At 62.4% G+C, this 17,922-nt stretch carries 20 protein-coding genes; 9 read left to right on the plus strand and 11 right to left on the minus strand.

The features are described 5' to 3' along the window. Window positions 1-36: 36 nt before the first annotated feature. The 3 genes from D1227_RS19415 (at window position 37) to rsmA (ending at window position 3,189) form a co-directional block, all read left to right on the plus strand. Window positions 37-1,278, plus strand: a complete 1,242-nt coding sequence (locus D1227_RS19415) for a peptidylprolyl isomerase (RefSeq protein ID WP_119405848.1) — start codon at window positions 37-39, stop codon at window positions 1,276-1,278. Window positions 1,279-1,346: 68 nt separating this feature from the next. Then, window positions 1,347-2,354, plus strand: coding sequence for a 4-hydroxythreonine-4-phosphate dehydrogenase PdxA (gene pdxA / locus D1227_RS19420; RefSeq protein ID WP_119405849.1), 1,008 nt, complete (start codon window positions 1,347-1,349; stop codon window positions 2,352-2,354). Continuing rightward, window positions 2,347-3,189: a 16S rRNA (adenine(1518)-N(6)/adenine(1519)-N(6))-dimethyltransferase RsmA gene (rsmA, locus tag D1227_RS19425; protein WP_119405850.1), complete on the plus strand. Its 843-nt coding sequence runs from the start codon at window positions 2,347-2,349 to the stop codon at window positions 3,187-3,189. Before pdxA ends, rsmA begins: the two co-directional genes overlap by 8 nt. Here the strand turns inward: rsmA and gmk are convergent, their stop codons facing one another. The 7 genes from gmk to fabD all read right to left on the minus strand — a co-directional run bounded on the left by gmk (window position 3,190) and on the right by fabD (window position 9,186). Beyond that, window positions 3,190-3,843 (minus strand): guanylate kinase, encoded by a 654-nt coding sequence (gmk, locus tag D1227_RS19430; protein ID WP_119376416.1) that lies wholly within the window; start codon window positions 3,841-3,843, stop codon window positions 3,190-3,192. After that, window positions 3,833-4,726, minus strand: coding sequence for a YicC/YloC family endoribonuclease (locus D1227_RS19435; RefSeq protein ID WP_119405851.1), 894 nt, complete (start codon window positions 4,724-4,726; stop codon window positions 3,833-3,835). Before D1227_RS19435 ends, gmk begins: the two co-directional genes overlap by 11 nt. Then, entirely contained in the window at window positions 4,723-5,748 is a 1,026-nt protein-coding gene (gene mltG / locus D1227_RS19440; protein WP_119405852.1) for an endolytic transglycosylase MltG, read from the minus strand. Before mltG ends, D1227_RS19435 begins: the two co-directional genes overlap by 4 nt. A 58-nt stretch (window positions 5,749-5,806) precedes the next feature. After that, on the minus strand, window positions 5,807-7,090 hold the full coding sequence (fabF, locus tag D1227_RS19445; protein ID WP_119376413.1) for a beta-ketoacyl-ACP synthase II: 1,284 nt from the start codon (window positions 7,088-7,090) through the stop codon (window positions 5,807-5,809). Window positions 7,091-7,102: 12 nt separating this feature from the next. Further along, the gene (locus tag D1227_RS19450; RefSeq protein ID WP_018146954.1) at window positions 7,103-7,339 is read right to left on the minus strand and encodes an acyl carrier protein; all 237 of its coding nucleotides are present in this window, start codon (window positions 7,337-7,339) and stop codon (window positions 7,103-7,105) included. Between the two features lie 110 nt (window positions 7,340-7,449). After that, window positions 7,450-8,187: a 3-oxoacyl-[acyl-carrier-protein] reductase gene (gene fabG / locus D1227_RS19455; RefSeq protein ID WP_119405853.1), complete on the minus strand. Its 738-nt coding sequence runs from the start codon at window positions 8,185-8,187 to the stop codon at window positions 7,450-7,452. Between the two features lie 54 nt (window positions 8,188-8,241). Further along, window positions 8,242-9,186 (minus strand): ACP S-malonyltransferase, encoded by a 945-nt coding sequence (fabD, locus tag D1227_RS19460; RefSeq protein WP_119405854.1) that lies wholly within the window; start codon window positions 9,184-9,186, stop codon window positions 8,242-8,244. Between the two features lie 231 nt (window positions 9,187-9,417). Here fabD and rpsF point away from each other — a divergent pair, with 231 nt between their 5' ends. From rpsF to D1227_RS19480, 4 genes are all read left to right on the plus strand, one after another. Further along, window positions 9,418-9,753: a 30S ribosomal protein S6 gene (rpsF, locus tag D1227_RS19465; RefSeq protein ID WP_119376410.1), complete on the plus strand. Its 336-nt coding sequence runs from the start codon at window positions 9,418-9,420 to the stop codon at window positions 9,751-9,753. Window positions 9,754-9,765: 12 nt separating this feature from the next. Then, window positions 9,766-10,038, plus strand: coding sequence for a 30S ribosomal protein S18 (rpsR, locus tag D1227_RS19470; protein ID WP_084393527.1), 273 nt, complete (start codon window positions 9,766-9,768; stop codon window positions 10,036-10,038). Between the two features lie 13 nt (window positions 10,039-10,051). Further along, entirely contained in the window at window positions 10,052-10,642 is a 591-nt protein-coding gene (gene rplI, locus D1227_RS19475) for a 50S ribosomal protein L9 (RefSeq protein ID WP_119405855.1), read from the plus strand. A 218-nt stretch (window positions 10,643-10,860) separates the two neighbouring features. Then, the gene (locus D1227_RS19480; RefSeq protein WP_119376408.1) at window positions 10,861-12,351 is read left to right on the plus strand and encodes a replicative DNA helicase; all 1,491 of its coding nucleotides are present in this window, start codon (window positions 10,861-10,863) and stop codon (window positions 12,349-12,351) included. Between the two features lie 45 nt (window positions 12,352-12,396). On the opposite strand, the gene D1227_RS19485 is transcribed toward D1227_RS19480, so the two are convergent. From D1227_RS19485 to D1227_RS19500, 4 genes are all read right to left on the minus strand, one after another. Next, window positions 12,397-13,161, minus strand: a complete 765-nt coding sequence (locus D1227_RS19485; RefSeq protein WP_119376407.1) for an ABC transporter ATP-binding protein — start codon at window positions 13,159-13,161, stop codon at window positions 12,397-12,399. Between the two features lie 6 nt (window positions 13,162-13,167). Beyond that, complete coding sequence (locus D1227_RS19490; protein ID WP_119405856.1) at window positions 13,168-13,983, minus strand: MlaE family ABC transporter permease; 816 nt, start codon at window positions 13,981-13,983, stop codon at window positions 13,168-13,170. Further along, the gene (gene alr / locus D1227_RS19495) at window positions 13,961-15,022 is read right to left on the minus strand and encodes an alanine racemase (protein ID WP_119405857.1); all 1,062 of its coding nucleotides are present in this window, start codon (window positions 15,020-15,022) and stop codon (window positions 13,961-13,963) included. The genes D1227_RS19490 and alr overlap by 23 nt, the downstream gene beginning before the upstream one ends. 458 nt (window positions 15,023-15,480) lie before the next feature. Beyond that, window positions 15,481-15,807: a UrcA family protein gene (locus D1227_RS19500; protein WP_119376404.1), complete on the minus strand. Its 327-nt coding sequence runs from the start codon at window positions 15,805-15,807 to the stop codon at window positions 15,481-15,483. 162 nt (window positions 15,808-15,969) lie between these two features. Here D1227_RS19500 and radA point away from each other — a divergent pair, with 162 nt between their 5' ends. After that, window positions 15,970-17,349, plus strand: a complete 1,380-nt coding sequence (gene radA / locus D1227_RS19505) for a DNA repair protein RadA (protein WP_119405858.1) — start codon at window positions 15,970-15,972, stop codon at window positions 17,347-17,349. Continuing rightward, the gene (locus D1227_RS19510; protein ID WP_233349932.1) at window positions 17,346-17,894 is read left to right on the plus strand and encodes a CvpA family protein; all 549 of its coding nucleotides are present in this window, start codon (window positions 17,346-17,348) and stop codon (window positions 17,892-17,894) included. Before radA ends, D1227_RS19510 begins: the two co-directional genes overlap by 4 nt. The last annotated feature ends 28 nt before the right edge of the window (window positions 17,895-17,922 follow it).

Genomic DNA, 17,922 nt, shown 5'->3' on the forward strand with positions numbered 1-17,922 from the left:
CGTCTTGCCGTGCGACACCGGCAAGCGGAGGTTCGTATGATTAGATTAGCTGCCACGGCCATCGCACTGGCCCTGACCGCACCGGCCGCGATGGCGCCCAGTCACGCTCAGGAAGCCCAGACAATCGAGGGCATTGTCGCGATCGTGAACGATCAGCCCATTTCCTATAGCGACGTACGCCAGCGCGCGAGCCTGCTGCTTCTGACACTCGGCGCGCAGCGTCCAACGCCGGAGCAGCAGCAACAGATTGCAGCGCAAGCCCTGGACGAGTTGATCGACGAGAAGCTCCAGCTTCAGGAAGCGGCCGAATACGAAGTGGAAATATCGCAGGAAGACATCAACCGCTCGATCGAGGACATGGCGCGCCAGTCGGGCCTCGACCGGGAGACGCTGATTGGCGTCTTGCGCCAGGCCAATGTCGACCCGCAAAGCCTTGAAGCACAGATGAGGGCGGAGATCGCCTGGCGGCGGATCATGGGCGGCCTTTACGGCTCGCGCATCCGGATTTCGTCCAACCAGATCGATGAGCGGCTGAAGCGCCTGGAGGCTGCCTCGCAAGAGACCCAGTACCGACTTGGCGAGATTTTCCTCTACACCGCCAATGAGACAGAGAAGCAGCAGGCCCTGCAAGGTGCCAGCACGATTATCGAGCAATTGCAGAACGGTGCCCCGTTTGAAGTGGCTGCCGAGCGCTTTTCTTCAGCGCCCACGGCGGCGACGGGCGGCGATATGGGCTTTGTTTCGCTTGAGGATGTTGATCCGGCTGTCGCCGAGGTTGTCCGCTCAATGGACGAGGCTGGACTCAGTGCGCCTATCGCTGTCGAGAACGGCGTGTACATCATTGAATACCGCGGCAAACGCGATCCTTCCGAGACGTTCACCGTGGTTGATATGGTCCGCCTCGCGGTGGGCAACAATTCCGAGGAAGACCTGCTCGCCGCAACCGCCGCGGCCTCTGACTGCGAAACCGCAAGAGAAGTGGCCAGTAACGACCCGAACCTCGAAGCCAGCGACCTTTCGGATGTGAGGCTGAGTGACCTGGGCCCTGAAGCGCAGGCGATGATCGACGCCGTCGAGATCGGCGGTCATACCGATATCATGGCAATGGGTGGTTCGCTCGGCGTGATGTATCTGTGCAATCGGGAGCAGTCGGGGGATACCCTTCCAACCCGCGACCAGATCGAGGATCAGCTCTATGGCCGCCAGCTCAACATGATCTCGCAACGCGAGCTGCGGAACCTGCGCCGGGAAGCCACAATCATCCAGCGCGGCAGCTAGGAGCCAAGGTCGGCTGACCATCGCCGCGGTGTTGCCAGCGCCGTCTTCATGGCGCACATGGACCACGCATGACGTCGCATTCTTCTTCCCTTCCTCTGGCTGTGACCATGGGAGACCCAGCGGGCTGCGGCCCGCAAATCACCGCACGCGCCTGGCAGGCCCTGCGGGAGGATGCTGGGGCACCCTTCTATGTCATCGCGGAAGCGGACCTTTTCGACTGCGCAACGCGTGACATTTCAAATCCTGCAGACGCGGCTTCCGTCTTTCCGACAGCCCTGCCTGTCCTGCCGCTCAAGGCAGACCTGCCACCGGTAGAGACCGGCAGACCAAACAGCGCGTCGGCGAAAGGCATTCTGGAGAGTATCGAAACCGCCACGCAACACGCGCTGAACGGACTTGCCGGCGGCGTCGTGACGAATCCGATCTCGAAAGCGGTGCTGTATTCGGCCGGCTTTGCGCATCCCGGCCACACCGAGTACCTCGCTGCCATCTGCGAAGAGGCTACAACCAAGCCCTGCAAGCCGGTGATGATGCTTGTCGGCGGCGGCTTGCGGGTTGCGCTTGCCACGATCCACATTCCCCTGATCAGCGTCCCGCTTCACCTGACGCCCGAACACCTCTCGGAGACGGCGCGGATTACCGCGGAAGCCCTTCACCGTGACTTCGGCATCGCCTCACCGCGCCTTGCTTTCACAGGGCTCAATCCGCACGCAGGCGAAAGCGGAACGATCGGCACCGAGGAGCGCGACATCATCAACCCGCTCGCTGCGCGCCTGCGCGCCGAGGGCATCGACATCAGCGATGCGCGTCCCGGCGACACGGTGTTTGCCGAAATGCTGGACGGGCGCTTCGATGGCATCATTGCCATGACACATGACCAGGGCCTTATTCCGGTGAAGACGCTGGATTTCTGGGGCGGCGTGAACACAACGCTCGGCCTCCCGATTGTCCGCACCAGCCCGGACCACGGCACCGCCTATGACGCCGCCCGCGACAATGAGGCTCGACCGGACAGCCTGATCAGCGCTATCAGGCTCGCCCGCAAGATGGCATCCAACCGGCTTGCTCATGTCTGAGACGGCCAATGATCCTGAACTGACGCAAGGCCGGGCCCGCAAGGCACTGGGCCAGCACTTCCTGTTCGACCCGGATATTCTCCGGCGAACCGCACTTGCAGCCGGTCCCGTCGAGGGCCGCACCGTGATCGAAGTTGGGCCGGGACCAGGTGGTCTGACCCGGGCACTGCTCAAGGAAGGCGCCGGGAAGCTTATTGCCGTCGAAGCCGATCCGCGCTTTGCAGAGGGGCTGGAAGCGTGGCCGGAAGCGGCGCAAGGCCGCCTGCACGTTCATCTGGGGGATGCGCGCAAAGTAGACTGGCCATCACTTATCGCGACCGCGGGCGGCGAAGCGCCCGCCATGATCATTGCCAACCTGCCCTACAATGTCGGCACGCCGCTGGCTGTGGACTGGCTGAAAGCCGGCGATTGGCGCGGCGAGATGGCACTGATGTTCCAGAAGGAAGTGGCGGAGCGCCTGGCGGCGGAGCCCGGCAGCAATCATTATGGCAGGCTGGCCGTGCTCGCCCATGCCGTCTGTGACGTGCACATAGCCTTCACGCTGCCGCCCGGCGCGTTCCGCCCGCCGCCCAAAGTCGACAGCGCGGTTGCCGTTCTGAGGCCGCTGCCAGCCGAAAAGCAGTTCGAGGATCTGGACGCGCTGGAAAAGGTCGCCGCGGCGGCGTTTGGTCAGCGGCGAAAGATGTTGCGGGCCTCGCTGAAAGCGCTCGCGAAGACGAAAGGTCTCGATGCGACGCAGTGGCTTGAAAGCTGTGACATTGACCCGACAGCGCGGGCCGAAACGCTCACACAAGCGGAGTTCCGAAAACTGGCCGGGGCCTTCGCAGCGGCCTGATCACGCCTCGCCCATCAGCTTGCGGACATGGTCTTCCAGGCTGAGCTGGCGCAGCCGCTTCAGCCGTTCGACCAGCAGTATCCGCTTGAGGCGCTGATAGGCGACTTCCAGGTCATCATTCACGATCGCATAGTCGTAGCGCCGCCAGTGGCGCATCTCCGCCTTGGCGTCGCGCATGCGCCGGTCGACAACCTCATCGGTGGATCCCGGGCGGGCCGCCAGCCGGGCCTGCAGGGCGTCTATGCTCGGCGGCAGGATGAACACCGAAACCACGTCGCGCGGCATCTGGTCGTGCAGCGCGTCGGCGCCCTGCCAGTCAACGTCAAAAAGGACGTCATGTCCGTCCGAGAGAAGCGCTTCGGTATCGGCACGCGGCGTACCGTACAGATTGTCGAAGACAAGCGCCCATTCGAGAAATTCCCGATTACGGATCATGGTGCGGAACTCTTCGACCGTCTTGAAATGGTAGTCGATCCCATCCTTTTCACCCGGACGCGGCGGCCGTGTCGTAGCCGAGACAGACAGCCGGATGTCGGAGAACTCTTCCATCAGCTTGCGGGCGAGCGTCGTCTTGCCTGCACCTGACGGCGAAGAGATGACGAGCATCAGCCCACGGCGTTCGCCGCGATCCTTGGGGTGTCCGCTATTCGACATTGGCGGCTTGCTCCTTGACCTGGTCCACGAGCCCTTTGAGCGCGAGTCCCTCATTCGTCAAATCGAGGCTCGCCGATTTCGAGCAGAGCGTATTGGCTTCGCGGTTGAATTCCTGGGCGAGGAAATCGAGCTTTCGGCCGATAGCGCCGCCATTTTCCAGCAGCTGCCGGGCCGACGCGATATGCGCCGTCAGCCGGTCCAGCTCTTCGCGGACGTCCGCCTTGGCCGCCGAAAGCGCAATCTCGGCCGCCATTCGGTCCGCATCGACGGATTTGTCGGCCCCAAGTTCGGCAAGCTGCTTTTCCAGCCGCGCCTTCAGCAGTCCTGGCTGGCTCGCCGCATAGTCTGTCGCACGCGCCACAGCCGCCTCAATCTCATCGAGGTGCTGACGGATCAGCGCATACAGGGCTTCACCTTCAGCCTTGCGGGCACTTGCCAGCTCATCCAATGCCTGCTCACCGGCAGATTGCAGCAGCGCAACCGCGTCTTCGTCGGTTGCAAGATCCCGCGTGGAGGACGAGCCGGTTTCGATCACACCCTTGACGGTCATCAGTGTCGCAAGCGCATCGCCATCACCGATTGGCTTCGATGAAATATTCTCATACGCGCGCACCAGCAGGTTGAGCGCTTCGGAATTGACGCTCAGCGTTTCGGGCCCGCTGCTGAGGTCTATCCGCAGGCCAACCTGCAGGTTGCCTCGCGCAAAACGCGCCTTGGCCGCCTGCTTGACCGCCTGTTCGAGCGCTTCAAAGCCAGACGGCGTATTGACCCGCACATCCAGCGAGCGGCCATTCACGCTCTTGGCTTCCCATGCCCAGCTGCCCCAGCCTGCTTCGCCCGCCACGCGGGCAAAGCCGGTCATTGAAGATACGTTTGACGTCAATTGTTCCGCTCCCGAGCGATCTCTTCGCGCTCATAGGCCCTGTACGCCGCGACATTGCGATTGTGCTCAGCCAGCGTCTCGGCAAACAGGTGCCCCCCTTTGCCGTCGGCGACGAAGAAAATGTAATTCGTCTCGGGCGGGTTCAGCACGGCCGCGATGGCGTCCCGGCCCGGATTGCAGATCGGCGTCTTCGGCAGGCCGTCGATCTGGTAGGTGTTCCAGTCGGTCTTCCGATTGAGTTCGGAGCGATACAACGTCCGGCGCTGACCCGCATTGTTGAAGAGCGGCTCGCCTTTCGAGACACCATATATCACCGTCGGATCGCTCTCGAGCCGCATGCCGCGCCGGAGCCGCTCGGTAAAAAGGCCGGCGACAAGGCCGCGCTCGCTCGCGATGCCGGTTTCCTTTTCCACGACCGATGCCAGGATCAGGGCTTCCTCAGGCGTGTCGATCGGTATGTCTTCCTGGCGGTCTGGCCAAAGCTCGGCGAGAAGGTCGTCCTGCGCCTTTTCCATGCGCTCGATCATCTGGACCCGTGTGGTGTCAGCCGAGAAGATATAGGTGTCCGGCAGAAGAGTGCCTTCGCCGATTTCCCGGTCGGGCATGTCGCCTTCAAGATCGCTGTTACCTTCCACCAGGCGAAGGATCTGGGCCGTTGTCAGGCCTTCGGGAATGGTGATGCGGTACTGGATGACGTCGCCGGCCACCAGCAGGCTGAGGATCGTCGCCACGCTCGCCCGCGGCGGGACGGCATACTCACCCACCTTGATGGCCGTCTGCTGGCCCTCAAGGCGGGCGTGGAGCCGCAGCGTTCTTTCATCCGATATGAGCCCCTGCTCTTCGAGCCGCTGGGCGACGCTGCCAAGGTGCTCTCCCGGCTCGACCTCGAAAACGGCTTCCTCGAGTGACGGGCCGGGCTTGGCGACTTCGCTTTGCAGCCAGAGCCAGCCGCCAGCGATGGCAGCGACGCCGAGAACGGCAGCCACAAAGACGAGGGCAAACAGGAATTTGAAGAGACGCATGGGTCCGACTCGACGTTGTGGCTCGCCCCACTGTGCCCCAGCAATGACGGTATGGAAACTAGTCGACCTGCTTCATGATCAGGCAGGCATTCGTGCCGCCGAAACCGAAACTGTTCGACATCGCAGCGCGCACCTGACCCTTCTTCGCCTTGTGAGGGATGAGGTCGATCGGTGTGTCCACGCTCGGATTGTCGAGGTTGAGCGTCGGCGGCATGATCTGGTCGCGGATCGCCAGGGCGCAAAACGCGGACTCGATGGCGCCGGCTGCCCCGAGCAGGTGGCCAACAGCCGATTTTGTCGATGACAGCGACAGGTTCTTGGCATGATCGCCAAACAACCGTTCAACCGCTCCGATTTCTCCCTCATCGCCCTTCGGCGTCGAGGTGCCGTGTGTGTTGACGTAATCGATTTCGGACACGTCGAGCCCGGAATGTCCAAGCGCCATTTTCATCGCGCGGTAGCCACCTTCCGAGCCTTCGGCGGGCGCCGTGATATGATACGCGTCGCCCGTCAGGCCATAGCCCACCACTTCGGCATATATCTTCGCGCCGCGCGCCTTGGCGTGCTCATACTCTTCGAGCATCACCGTGGCTGCGCCCTCGCCCATGACGAAACCGTCGCGGTCCCTGTCATAAGGCCGGGATGCCTTCTCAGGCGTATCATTGAAATTGGTCGACATCGCCTTGGCGGCACAGAAACCGGCAATGCCGATCTCGCAGATCACCGCTTCGGCCCCGCCTGCCAGCATAACATCCGCGTCGCCATACTTGATGAGGCGGGCGGAGTCGCCAATGGCATGGGCGCCGGTCGCGCAAGCCGTGACGACGGAATGGTTGGGCCCCTTGAATCCATGACGGATAGAGACCTGGCCCGAAGCCAGGTTGATCAGCGCCGATGGAATGAAGAAGGGGCTCACACGGCGCGCACCCTGCGTGTGCAGCGTGATCGCCGTATCGTAGATGGATTGCAGGCCGCCAATGCCCGACCCGATCAGGACGCCGGTGCGTTCCTTGTCGTGGTCGGTCTCAGGCGTCCAGCCGGAGTCGGCGACACATTCATCTGCCGCCGCCAGGGCATAGAGGATGAACTCGTCGATCCGGCGGCGCTCTTTCGCGCTGGCCGCCTTGTCGGGATCAAACGAGTGGGGATCATCCGGGCTGCCGCCGCCGCGGCCATCATTCCACGGGACCTGGAAAGCAATTTTGCAGGGCACGTCCTTTGTATCGAACAGGTCAATCGGACCTGCTCCGGATTTGCCGGCAATAAGCCGTTCCCACGTAGCCTCCGTCCCGCTTGCAAGCGGAGAAACGAGACCGATCCCTGTAATGACGACGCGACGCATCAGCTGACCTCCTTAGGAGACGTGAGCCTTGATGTGGGTGACAGCGTCACCGACGGTGCGGATGTTTTCCTGCACATCGTCGGGAATTTCGATGTTGAACTCTTCCTCGAAAGCCATGACCAGCTCGACCAGGTCAAGCGAGTCGGCGCCCAGGTCATCGATAAAGCTCGCAGATTCAGCGACCTTGTCTGCTTCAACATCGAGATTCTCGACAACGATCTTTTTAACACGCTCGAAAACGTCAGACATGGAAACCTCTCTCATAATGTCTGATAGGAAGACCTATCCGGTCTTGGGAAGCCCGTTAGCACGAAGATTAATCCGTCGCCAAGGGCTGTGACTGTTTGGCGACGATCCTTCTATATCATCGCCATGCCGCCATTGACGTGCAGGGTCTGGCCCGTGACGTATGCTGCTTCATCTGAAGACAAGTAGACGACTGCGCCGGCAATGTCTCCACCCTGACCCAGTTTTCCTGCTGGAATCTGGCCTAGCAGCGCCTCTTTCTGTGCGTCCGGCAGCACGTCCGTCATCGGCGACTGGATGAAACCGGGCGCAACGCAGTTGGCTGTAATACCGCGGCTGGCGACTTCCTGGGCGAGTGACTTCGTAAAGCCGATCATACCCGCCTTCGACGCGCAATAATTGGCCTGGCCCGGATTTCCGGTGACGCCCACGATCGAGGTGATGCCGATGATTCGCCCGTGGCGGCGCTTCATCATGCCCCGCATGCAGGACTTGGCCAGCCGAAAATAGGAACCGAGGTTGACATTCAGGACGGCGTCCCAGTCCTCATCTTTCATGCGCATCAGCAGGCCGTCGCGCGTGATCCCGGCATTGGCCACCAGGATGTCGAGCGGGCCAATCGCCTCTTCTGCGCGGCCGACCAGCCCATCGACAGATTCCGCGTCCGACAGGTTCGCCGTCACAATGGCAGACTCGCCGGGCAGCGTTGCCTTCACCTCTTCGAGCACACCTTCACGGGTTCCCGACAGGGCAACCTTGGCGCCCGATTCCGACAATGCCTTGGCAATCGCACTGCCTATACCGCCCGATGCGCCGGTAACGAGCGCCGTGCGCCCGGTCAGATCAAACATGATTGAAACCCTTCTCCCGGAGAATTTGTTCTTTCGCTGGCGACTGTTGTCGCCTCAGCGGAGACGTTCTGCAACCGATTCGACCTCTTCAGGCGTGCCTAATGTCAGCCCTTCGAGTTCCTTGACCGTGCGGCGGTTCATGACGGTCAGCACCTTGCCTGCGCCCGCCTCGACCGTCAGCTCGACGCCCTGGGACGCCATGAACGTAACGCTCTCGCGCCAGCGGACCTGCCCGGTGACCTGCTCGACCAGCTGTCGGCGGATCGCATCAGGATCCGTCGTCACATCGGCGGTGACATTCGCGACGAGCGGGGCCGATGGCGCCTTGATCTCGATTTCGGCCAGCGCCTTGAGCATCTGGTCGGCGGCGGGCTGCATCATCGAGCAGTGAAACGGCGCGCTGACCGGAAGCAGCATCGCCTTTTTTACACCGACGTCGCTGACTTTCGAAGCCGCAAGTTCGATCGCCGCCTTGTCGCCGGAAATCACAATCTGTCCGGGCGCATTGTCATTCGCGATCTCGCAGACCCCGCCTTCGGACGATCCGATCGCGCAGAGTGATTTTGCCTGTTCCGGATCGGCGCCCAGCAGGGCGGCCATGGCGCCCTTGCCCGCGGGAACGGCGGCCTGCATGGCATTGCCCCGGATCCGCAGCACGCGCGCCGCATCGCCGACGGCGATCGAACCGGCGGCCGCGAGGGCGGAATACTCCCCGAGCGAGTGGCCGGCCACAAAGGCCGCGTCCGCTGCCGAAAGCCCCTTCGTTTCCAGCGCGCGCATCGCCGCGACGCTGACGGCCATCAGCGCTGGCTGGGTGTTCGATGTCAGCTTCAGCTCGTCCTCGTCACCGGCCCAGATCAGCTCCGACAGCTTCTGTCCAAGCGCGTCATCGACTTCGACGAAGACGGCCCTCGCCTCCGGAAATGCCTCGGCGAGATCCTTTCCCATACCGATGAACTGGCTGCCCTGGCCGGGAAAGATGAAAGCGAATTTGGTCATGGCGTCCTGCCCTCTGACGTTCGGAATCAAGTTTTGGTCTGGCGCAGGGCCTATCCGGCTGCGCACGAGCGCGCAAGAGCGGTTGATTCTTTCGCCCAGTTGAGGTTTAAGCGCGCTCTTCACAACGGGTTGCGGTCCTGCGGTGCGGAATGAGCCGTACCAGACAGGGGCCATCGTCGAAGCGTTTCCCGCGTTTCCGGCGCCGCTGCCCAGAACCTCAGGGAACCAGAAATGGCATATTACGAACACGTGCTGATTTCCCGGCCGGACATCTCGCCTGCACAGGTCGAGAGCCTGACCGAGGAACTCACAGAATTCCTACAGAAGAACGGCGCCAAGGTCGGCAAGACCGAATATTGGGGCCTTCGCAACCTCTCCTACCCGATCAACAAGCAGCGCAAGGGCCACTATTCCCTGCTGAACATTGACGGGCCGGCCGAGGCCATCGCAGAGCTGGAGCGCCGTCAGCGTATTTCCGACGACGTCATCCGCTACATGACCGTCAAGGTCGATGTGCTCGACGACGAGCCGTCCGCCATGATGGGCCGCAAGGGCCGCAAGGACTAAGGGAGCGAACACATGTCTTCAGAAAACAACGCCGGTGATATCAACATCACCAACATCCCGGCCCGGCGCACGTTCAACCGCCGCCGCAAGGTCGATCCGTTCTCGGGCGAAGGCGCCCCGGAGATCGACTACAAGGATGTGAAACTGCTGCAACGCTACATTTCCGAGAAGGGCAAGATTGTCCCCTCGCGGATCACTGCAGTGAACGTCAAGAACCAGCGCAAGCTCGCCCGCGCCATCAAGCGCGCCCGCATGCTCGCGCTCCTGCCATTCACCGTGAAGTAAGGGGACGACCGACATGGACATCATCCTTCTTGAACGCGTCGAGAACCTTGGCGAACTCGGTGAAGAAGTCAGCGTGAAGAACGGCTTTGCCCGTAACTTCCTGCTTCCCCGCGGCAAGGCCCTGATCGCGAATGATCGTAACCGCGCCCGCTTCCAGGCCGAACGCGACGCGATTGAAAAGCGCAATGCCGACGCCCGGGCCGAAGCCCAGAAGACCGGTGACGCCCTCGAGGGCACCGATCTGGTTCTCATCCGCCAGTCGTCCGACACCGGCAATCTCTACGGTTCGGTCTCAACCCGTGACATCTCCGAAGGCCTTGCTGAAAAAGGCTTCAAGGTGACGCGCGGCCAGATCAAGCTGGACCAGCCGATCAAGACAATTGGCATCTACGAGATGGGCATTCGCCTGCACGGCGAAGTGATCGTCGACATTTCGGTCAACGTCGCCCGCTCGACGGAAGAAGCCGAACGTCAGGCCGCTGGCGAGAACATCATCGAGACGCTGCAGGCCGAACAGCAAGGCGCATCTGCCGAGCAGGCTGCCGAACTGGCTGAAGCCAGCGCCGAGCGCGATGAAGAAACCCGCGAGCACGAAGAGGACTAGTCCTTAAGCGCTCGAAAGCTACCGGAAAGGCCGCGTTCGAAAGAATGCGGCCTTTCTTTTTTTTGGCCCTGTCCAGCCACTCGCCTGTCACGCGAATCCCACAGCTATGATTGATCTGTGGACGGAGTGGAAAAGGTGCACGGGTATCTGCGAGTCAAGCCTGCAATCTCGTTCATGGCTTGGTTAAGACAGAATCAGGCTAGGCTGGAATATTGCTCATGAATGACATGTCAAACCCGCCCTCCACGATGGAGGCGCCGCACAATTTGTCGGCAGAGGCCGCCGTTATCGGCGCGATCCTCTATGACAATAATGCGTTCCAGCGCGTTGCGGACGTCTTGCGGCCGGGCGACTTCTACTCGCTTCCGCACCAGGAGATTTTCGAGGTCTGCGCGAACATGATCCAGTCCGGCCGTGTGGCCGACGGCATCACGCTGCGCGAGCATTTCGAAAAGGGTGACAAGCTGCAGGATATTGGCGGGGCGGCCTATCTGGCCGAGCTGCTGAAATCCGCCGCGTTCGGGCCGGAAATTTCCGACTACGCCCACATGATCCGCGATTTCGCGATGCGCCGCGAGCTGATCGATATCGGCGCCAGCGTGCAGCAGCGCGCCCTGAAGCCAGCGCCGGACGAGAATGGCGACCGCCAGCTGGAGCTGGCCGAACGTTCGCTTTTCGACCTTGCCGACCGGGGCTCTTCGGGCCGAGGCTTCCATACCTTTGCGTCGGCCCTGAAAGAGTCGCTGCAGATGGCCGAAGCGGCCTATCAGCGGGACGGCAAGATTGCGGGCATCGCCTCGCACCTCGATGATCTCGACCAGAAGCTTGGCGGCTTCCACAGCTCCGACCTCATTATCCTCGCCGGGCGCCCGTCCATGGGGAAGACGACGCTGGCGACCAATATCGCCTTCAACGCCGCCCATGCCTGCCGGCGCGAGACGCAGGATGACGGCTCAAAGAAAACGGTCGAGGGTGCGGTCGTGGCCTTCTTCTCGCTCGAAATGTCATGCGAACAGCTGGCCACGCGGATTATCGCCGAACGGACCGGCATCAACGCGCACCGCATCCGGCAGGGCGACCTCGACAAGCATGATTTCGAGAAGATCCGTGAAGCGACCGAAGAGCTGCAGAACCTGCCGCTCTACATCGATGACCAGGGCGGTATCTCGGTCAGCCAGCTATCCGCCCGCGCCCGCCGCCTGAAACGCACGGTCGGCCTCGACATGATCGTGATCGACTACCTGCAACTTCTCACCGGCTCTAGCGGCAAGAGCAACGAGAACCGGGTGCAGGAAATCACGCAGATCACCATGTCGCTCAAGGCGCTGGCCAAGGACCTGAATGTCCCGGTGATCGCCCTGTCGCAGCTCTCCCGCCAGGTCGAGCAGCGCGACGACAAGCGCCCGCAGCTCTCCGACCTTCGCGAGTCCGGCTCGATTGAGCAGGATGCCGACGTCGTCATGTTCGTCTACCGCGAGTCCTACTATCTCGAACGGACAGAGCCGCAGGCCTCTCCGGACGATCCGAATGCCGGGGAGAAATGGGCCAAGTGGCGTCAGCGCATGGACGAAGTCTATGGCACGGCCGAGGTCATCATCGGCAAGCAGCGCCACGGCCCGATCGGCCGCGTTGTTCTGGCGTTTGATGCGAACACGACCCGGTTTGGCAACCTCGAACGCGCCGTGCCCGAAGGGGATTTCGACGAGTAGGGGTCGACGCACCACGGGCGTGCGCGGCACATCTGAAGTAAATAGCTAAATCGCCGGCTGGATCGGGCCTTCGGCGCGGCCATGGACGAACTGGTCAACGTAATCGTTGCCGGAATTGTCGATGATGTCGGCCGGTCCACGCCAGATGATCTCACCCTCAAACAGCATGGCGATTTCGTCGGCGATCTTGCGGGCGGACGCCATATCATGGGTGATGGAGATCGAGGCGGCCCCCAGCGCCTTGACCTGCTCGATGATGAGATCGTTGATGGCATCCGCCGTGATCGGGTCGAGGCCCGTCGTCGGCTCATCGAAGAAAATGAGTTCCGGCTTGGTAATAATTGCGCGGGCGAGCGCGACGCGCTTTTGCATGCCGCCTGACAGTTCTGCCGGATAGAGATCAGCGATGGAGGCGCCAAGGCGGACCTTCTTCAGCGTGTCGATGGCACGCTCCTTCGCCTCGGCCCGCTTCATCTTCTCGGCATTGAGCAAACGGAAGGCGACATTCTCCCAGACCGGCAGCGAGTCGAACAGCGCCCCGGACTGGAACAGCATGCCCATGCGCGCGCGCATCGCTTCGCGCTCCTTGCCCTGCTCATGGGTGACATCGTCGCCATCGAAAAAGATCTTGCCAGAATCCGGGGTCATCAGGCCGAGCGCGTTCTTCAGCATGACCGACTTGCCCGAGCCCGACCCGCCCAGGATGACAAGCGACTGGCCGGGCGACACATCGATGTTCACGCCGCGCAGGACATGGTTCGAGCCGAAGCTCTTCTTCACGTCTTTCAGTTCGAGGATGGGCTGGGTCATGAGGCTCTACAGTCCAATATTCACAAACAGCGTCGACATCATGTAGTTCGCCGCCAGGACAAGGACGGCCGCGCCAACCATCGAAAGCGTCGCCGCGCGGCCGACACCGGTCGCGCCAGCCTTTGACTTCGAGCCCTGATAGCATCCCATGATGGCAATCACCGCGCCGAAGACGACCGCCTTGATCAGGCCGACCAGGACATCATCCATGGTCAGGAAGTCCATCGTGTTGCGGATATAGGTTGTGGAGTCGAAGTCGAGGGCGAAGACGCTGACCAGCCAGCCGCCCATCACGCCGATAATGTCAGCCACCAGGACCAGCATCGGCAAGGTCAGGCAGGCCGCCAGGAAGCGCGGCGCATAAAGATAGCGGAACGGATTGGCCGAGAGTGTCTTCAGCGCGTCGATCTGCTCGGTCACCTTCATGGCGCCGATTTCGGCCGCGATGCCTGCGGTGACGCGGCCGGCCAGCATCAGGCCGGTAATCGTTGCGCCGAGCTCGCGCGTTATCCCGAGGACGACAATGTTCGGCACGAACTGCTCGGCCCCAAACCGGTTGCCGCCCGTATAGATGTTGAGGGCCAGCGCCGCGCCGATGAACACCGCCGAAAGGCCCACGACGGGAAGCGAATAGAAGCCGATGGCGATCATCTGCTTCCACAGCTGCGCCAGGTTCCAGGGCGGCGTCAGCGCCGCGCCGATCACCTGCCCCGCATAGATGCCAAGCCGGCCCACCTCTGCGAACAGGCTGAGCGCGGCGCGGCCGATCCAGGCCAGCGGATTGGGGATGCCGCCGGATTTACTCGTAGATGCGTCTGACACGATGTCCCAGTCCCGTTACAAGTTCATAGCCGACGGTGCCGGCGCGTTTGGCCTGGTCCTCAAGCGGAACCTCAGGCCCGATGAATTGGGCGAATGCGCCCGGTTTGGCAAGTGGCCCAGCTGTTGTGACGTCAATTGTAATGAGGTCCATCGAGACCCGCCCGACAATCGGGCAGCGATGACCGCCAAGGCTTGCATAGCCCCGGTTCGATGCCGAGCGCGGAAAGCCGTCGCCATAGCCCAGCGCGACCGTCGCCAGACGGCGCGGCGTGTCGAATGTCCACTCCGCCCCATAGCCTGCCGCTTCACCGGCCTGCACGTGCTGCACCGTCAGGATGGGCGCCTCGAGCGTCATGCCCGGCAGGAGCGTGACATGCGCAGGCGGGACCGGGCCGCCGCCATAGAGACCAATGCCAGGTCGCGTCACATCCATGCCGAACGCCCCGCCAAGGTAGCAGCCTCCGGTATTTGCAAGACTTTTCCTTGCGCCTTCGAATGGCGCGCTGAGCCCGGCGAACTGCTCGCACTGGCGGGCATTGAGCGGATGGTCCGGCTGGTCACTGTCGACCAGGTGCGACATGACGTGGACTGGCGGGGCTCGCCTTGCCGCTTCCACAAGGGCCGGCACGTCGTCCGGCCGGATGCCGAGACGGTTCATCCCCGTATCGATATGGACAGCATAGGGCGCTTGCTCCTCCCCTGCGAGCCATTCGGACAGCGCGGGCAGCGAGTTGATGACCGGGACCAGACGCGCTGCGCCGACCGCAGCCCTGTCATCGCGGCCGGCGCCATTGAAAACGAAAATGTCAGGATCTGCGCCGACTGCCTCGCGCAGGGCGAGGCCTTCTTCGACATAGGCGACAAAGAATGTCCGGCAGCCCGCATCGCGCAGGGCCCGTGCAACCCGGCCGGCGCCATGGCCATAGGCGTTCGCCTTCACGACAGCGCCCGGTTCACTGCCCGGCTTACAGGCCGCGATAGTCCGCCAGTTGGCGGTGATATGATCGAGGTGGATACGGGCGCGTGGAGACAGGCTCATGCCTCAAGCGTTTAATGGGCGTCGTCCAGCGCGCAAACCGCAAATGTCCGCGCCTTCCACGGTTGCTGGGCGCTATTCCACGGCTGCCGTCTGGCCGTCACCCGGTTTCCTGACTGTGCGGCCCCATCTGAAATCGGGATTTCTCCACGACTGAACTGCAAGCCCGGATTTCCATTATATTACGCATGTAACTCGCGCAAATTGAAGATCGGAAGGCGCCATGACACGCACCGGCTCCAAGCCCACTACCGCCTGTCGGCGGGTTCAGCCTGCCGCCCTATTGGCGATGTTCGAACCACTTACAACGGCTCAACGCAACGAAGACCGCGCCTGGTCGGAACCCGGCCCCACCCTGCCCGCCGTCACCGCGCGGGATCGTGTCTAGCATGCGGACGTGCAGTCGCCGCCCGGACTCGGTTCGAGCCGGGCGGCCTGCCTGGTGATCAGAGCGGCTTTGTTCAACCGCGGGCCGCATCAAGTGCGGCGCGACGCTCTTGGGTCGTGCCCACTGATTCTATTGCCTTTTCGACGGCATCATCGACACAACGGCGCTCCATGCGGATTTCCTCGAGCGACTTCATGCCATTGCGGACACCGCAGACTTTTTCCGCGGCGCTCTCGATCCGGCTCAGCACGAGCTTCGCGCCGGCGCGGGATTCGACATCGATACCGGAATAGTCGACAGTGGTCTGGTGTTGGGTTTGGATCTGGTCGGCAAGCGCTGGAGCCGCCGTGACGGTCATCAGGGTTGCGGTGATAAGGCCAGCAAGAACAGAACGGGACATGGGTAATTCCTCTCTCTCATTTTTATCGACCCTGATTTTCCCGAGCCCCACCTTCCTAGCAGACCTTATCGTTTTTCAATAATTAATTCCTTGTAATGTTACAATTGTAATTATACACTGGTCTCTTCCCCTCTGGCGCGCATCACATTAGCCCGAAGAGCCATGGCCCGCTCTACAACGACCTTCGTCTGCCAGTCCTGCGGCGCCGTTCACCCCAAATGGGGTGGGCGCTGCGAGTCATGCGGTGCGTGGAACACACTCGTCGAAGAGGAAGCGGTATCGGCCGCGCCGGGCGGTCTGGCGGCGCCCAAGACGCTGTCCCGGAAAGCGGGCAAGGTTGAGCTGACAAGCCTCAGCGCGACGAGCGAAGCGCCGGAAAGACACACGATCGGCGTCGAGGAGCTCGACCGCGTCTTCGGCGGCGGGCTTGTCCCCTCCTCTGCCACACTGATCGGCGGCGACCCCGGCATCGGCAAGTCGACGCTGCTCCTGCAAGTTGCCGCCCGTCTCGCCCGCAATGGGCTGAAGACAGTCTACGTCTCGGGCGAGGAAGCCGCCGCGCAGATCCAGGAGCGGGCCCGCCGGCTGAAGGTCGCCGAAAGCCCCGTCGACCTCGCCACGGAAACAGATCTCCGGAAAGTCATGGCGACGCTGAAGGCCGCGCAACCCGATTTCGTGGTCATCGACTCGATCCAGACCATGTGGTCCGACAGCCTGGAAGCGGCGCCCGGCTCGGTCGCGCAGGTTCGCGCCTGCGCACAGGAGCTGACACGCTGGGCCAAGAAGTCCGGCGTTGCGCTTATCCTTGTCGGCCATGTCACCAAGGAAGGCCAGATCGCCGGTCCGCGCGTGGTCGAACACATGGTCGACACAGTCTTCTACTTCGAAGGTGAGCGCGGCCACCAGTTCCGCATCCTGCGGGCCGTCAAGAACCGGTTCGGGCCGACCGACGAGATCGGCATTTTCGAAATGCACACTTACGGCCTTGCCCCGGCGCGCGAGCCCTCCGCGCTCTTCCTGTCCAGCGACAGTGAGACATCCGGCGGCGCGGCGGTCTATGCGGCCATGGAGGGATCGCGTCCCGTCCTCGCCGAAGTGCAGGCGCTGGTCTCGGCGTCAGCCTATGGCACGCCAAGGCGCAGCATCGTGGGCTGGGACTCGAACCGGCTGGCGATGGTGCTGGCGGTGCTCGAGGCCCGCTGCGGCATCTCACTCGGCGGGCGCGACGTCTATCTCTCAGTGGCTGGCGGCTACCGAATCAGCGAGCCGGCCGGTGACCTTGCCGCCGCTGCAGCCTTGCTCACATCGCTTGCAGACCGGCCTGCGCCAGAAAAATCTGTCTTCTTTGGCGAAATCGCGTTGTCGGGCACAATCCGGCCCGTCGCCCGTATGGAACAAAGGCTTAAGGAGGCCCAGAGGCTGGGCTTTCGCCATGCATTCGTCCCGGAAGGCAGCTTCTCGGCAATTGAAGGGTTGACCGTGACGGGCCTCGCACGGCTATCTGAACTCGTAGAGTTACTCGGTCCGGAAACAGACGCATGATGGACGCCCTCACAGCCTTTGACGCGATTGTGATCGTCCTTCTGATCATATCGACGCTCATGGCCCTGGCCCGCGGCTTCATGCGGGAACTGGCGACGCTCGGCGCTTTCATCGCTGCCCTGGCCGCCGCCTATTATGCCCGCCTCTTCCTGCGCGGCGTGCTGAACAGCGTGATGCCGGAAGATTCACCGGACTGGTTGCCAGACCTCATCCTGTTCATCGGCTTCTTCCTGCTGGTCTATGTGGTCGTCGCCTGGCTCGGCGCGAGCCTGTCGAAATCGATTCAGGGGGCAGAGGGCGTCAGCGCCTTCGACCGGATCGCGGGGGCCGCTTTCGGCTTTGCGCGGGGTGCGGTCGTGCTGGTCTTTTTCGTCTTCCTGATGCGCATGGCGCTCGACCAGGACCGCATTCCTGAATGGATCCGGGACGCCCAGACCTACCCCCTCCTCGAGCGCGGCGCCGAGTATGTCAAAGATGTCGCGCCGCAGGTCGGTGAGCGGGTCCAACAGCGCCTTCCACTTGACGAGTCACCTGTCGCCCAATAACTCGCAGTCATATTTTCATGACAGCGGA

It is taken from the genome of Henriciella mobilis (genome assembly GCF_003576315.1).
Classification (GTDB): Bacteria; Pseudomonadota; Alphaproteobacteria; order Caulobacterales; family Hyphomonadaceae; genus Henriciella; species Henriciella mobilis.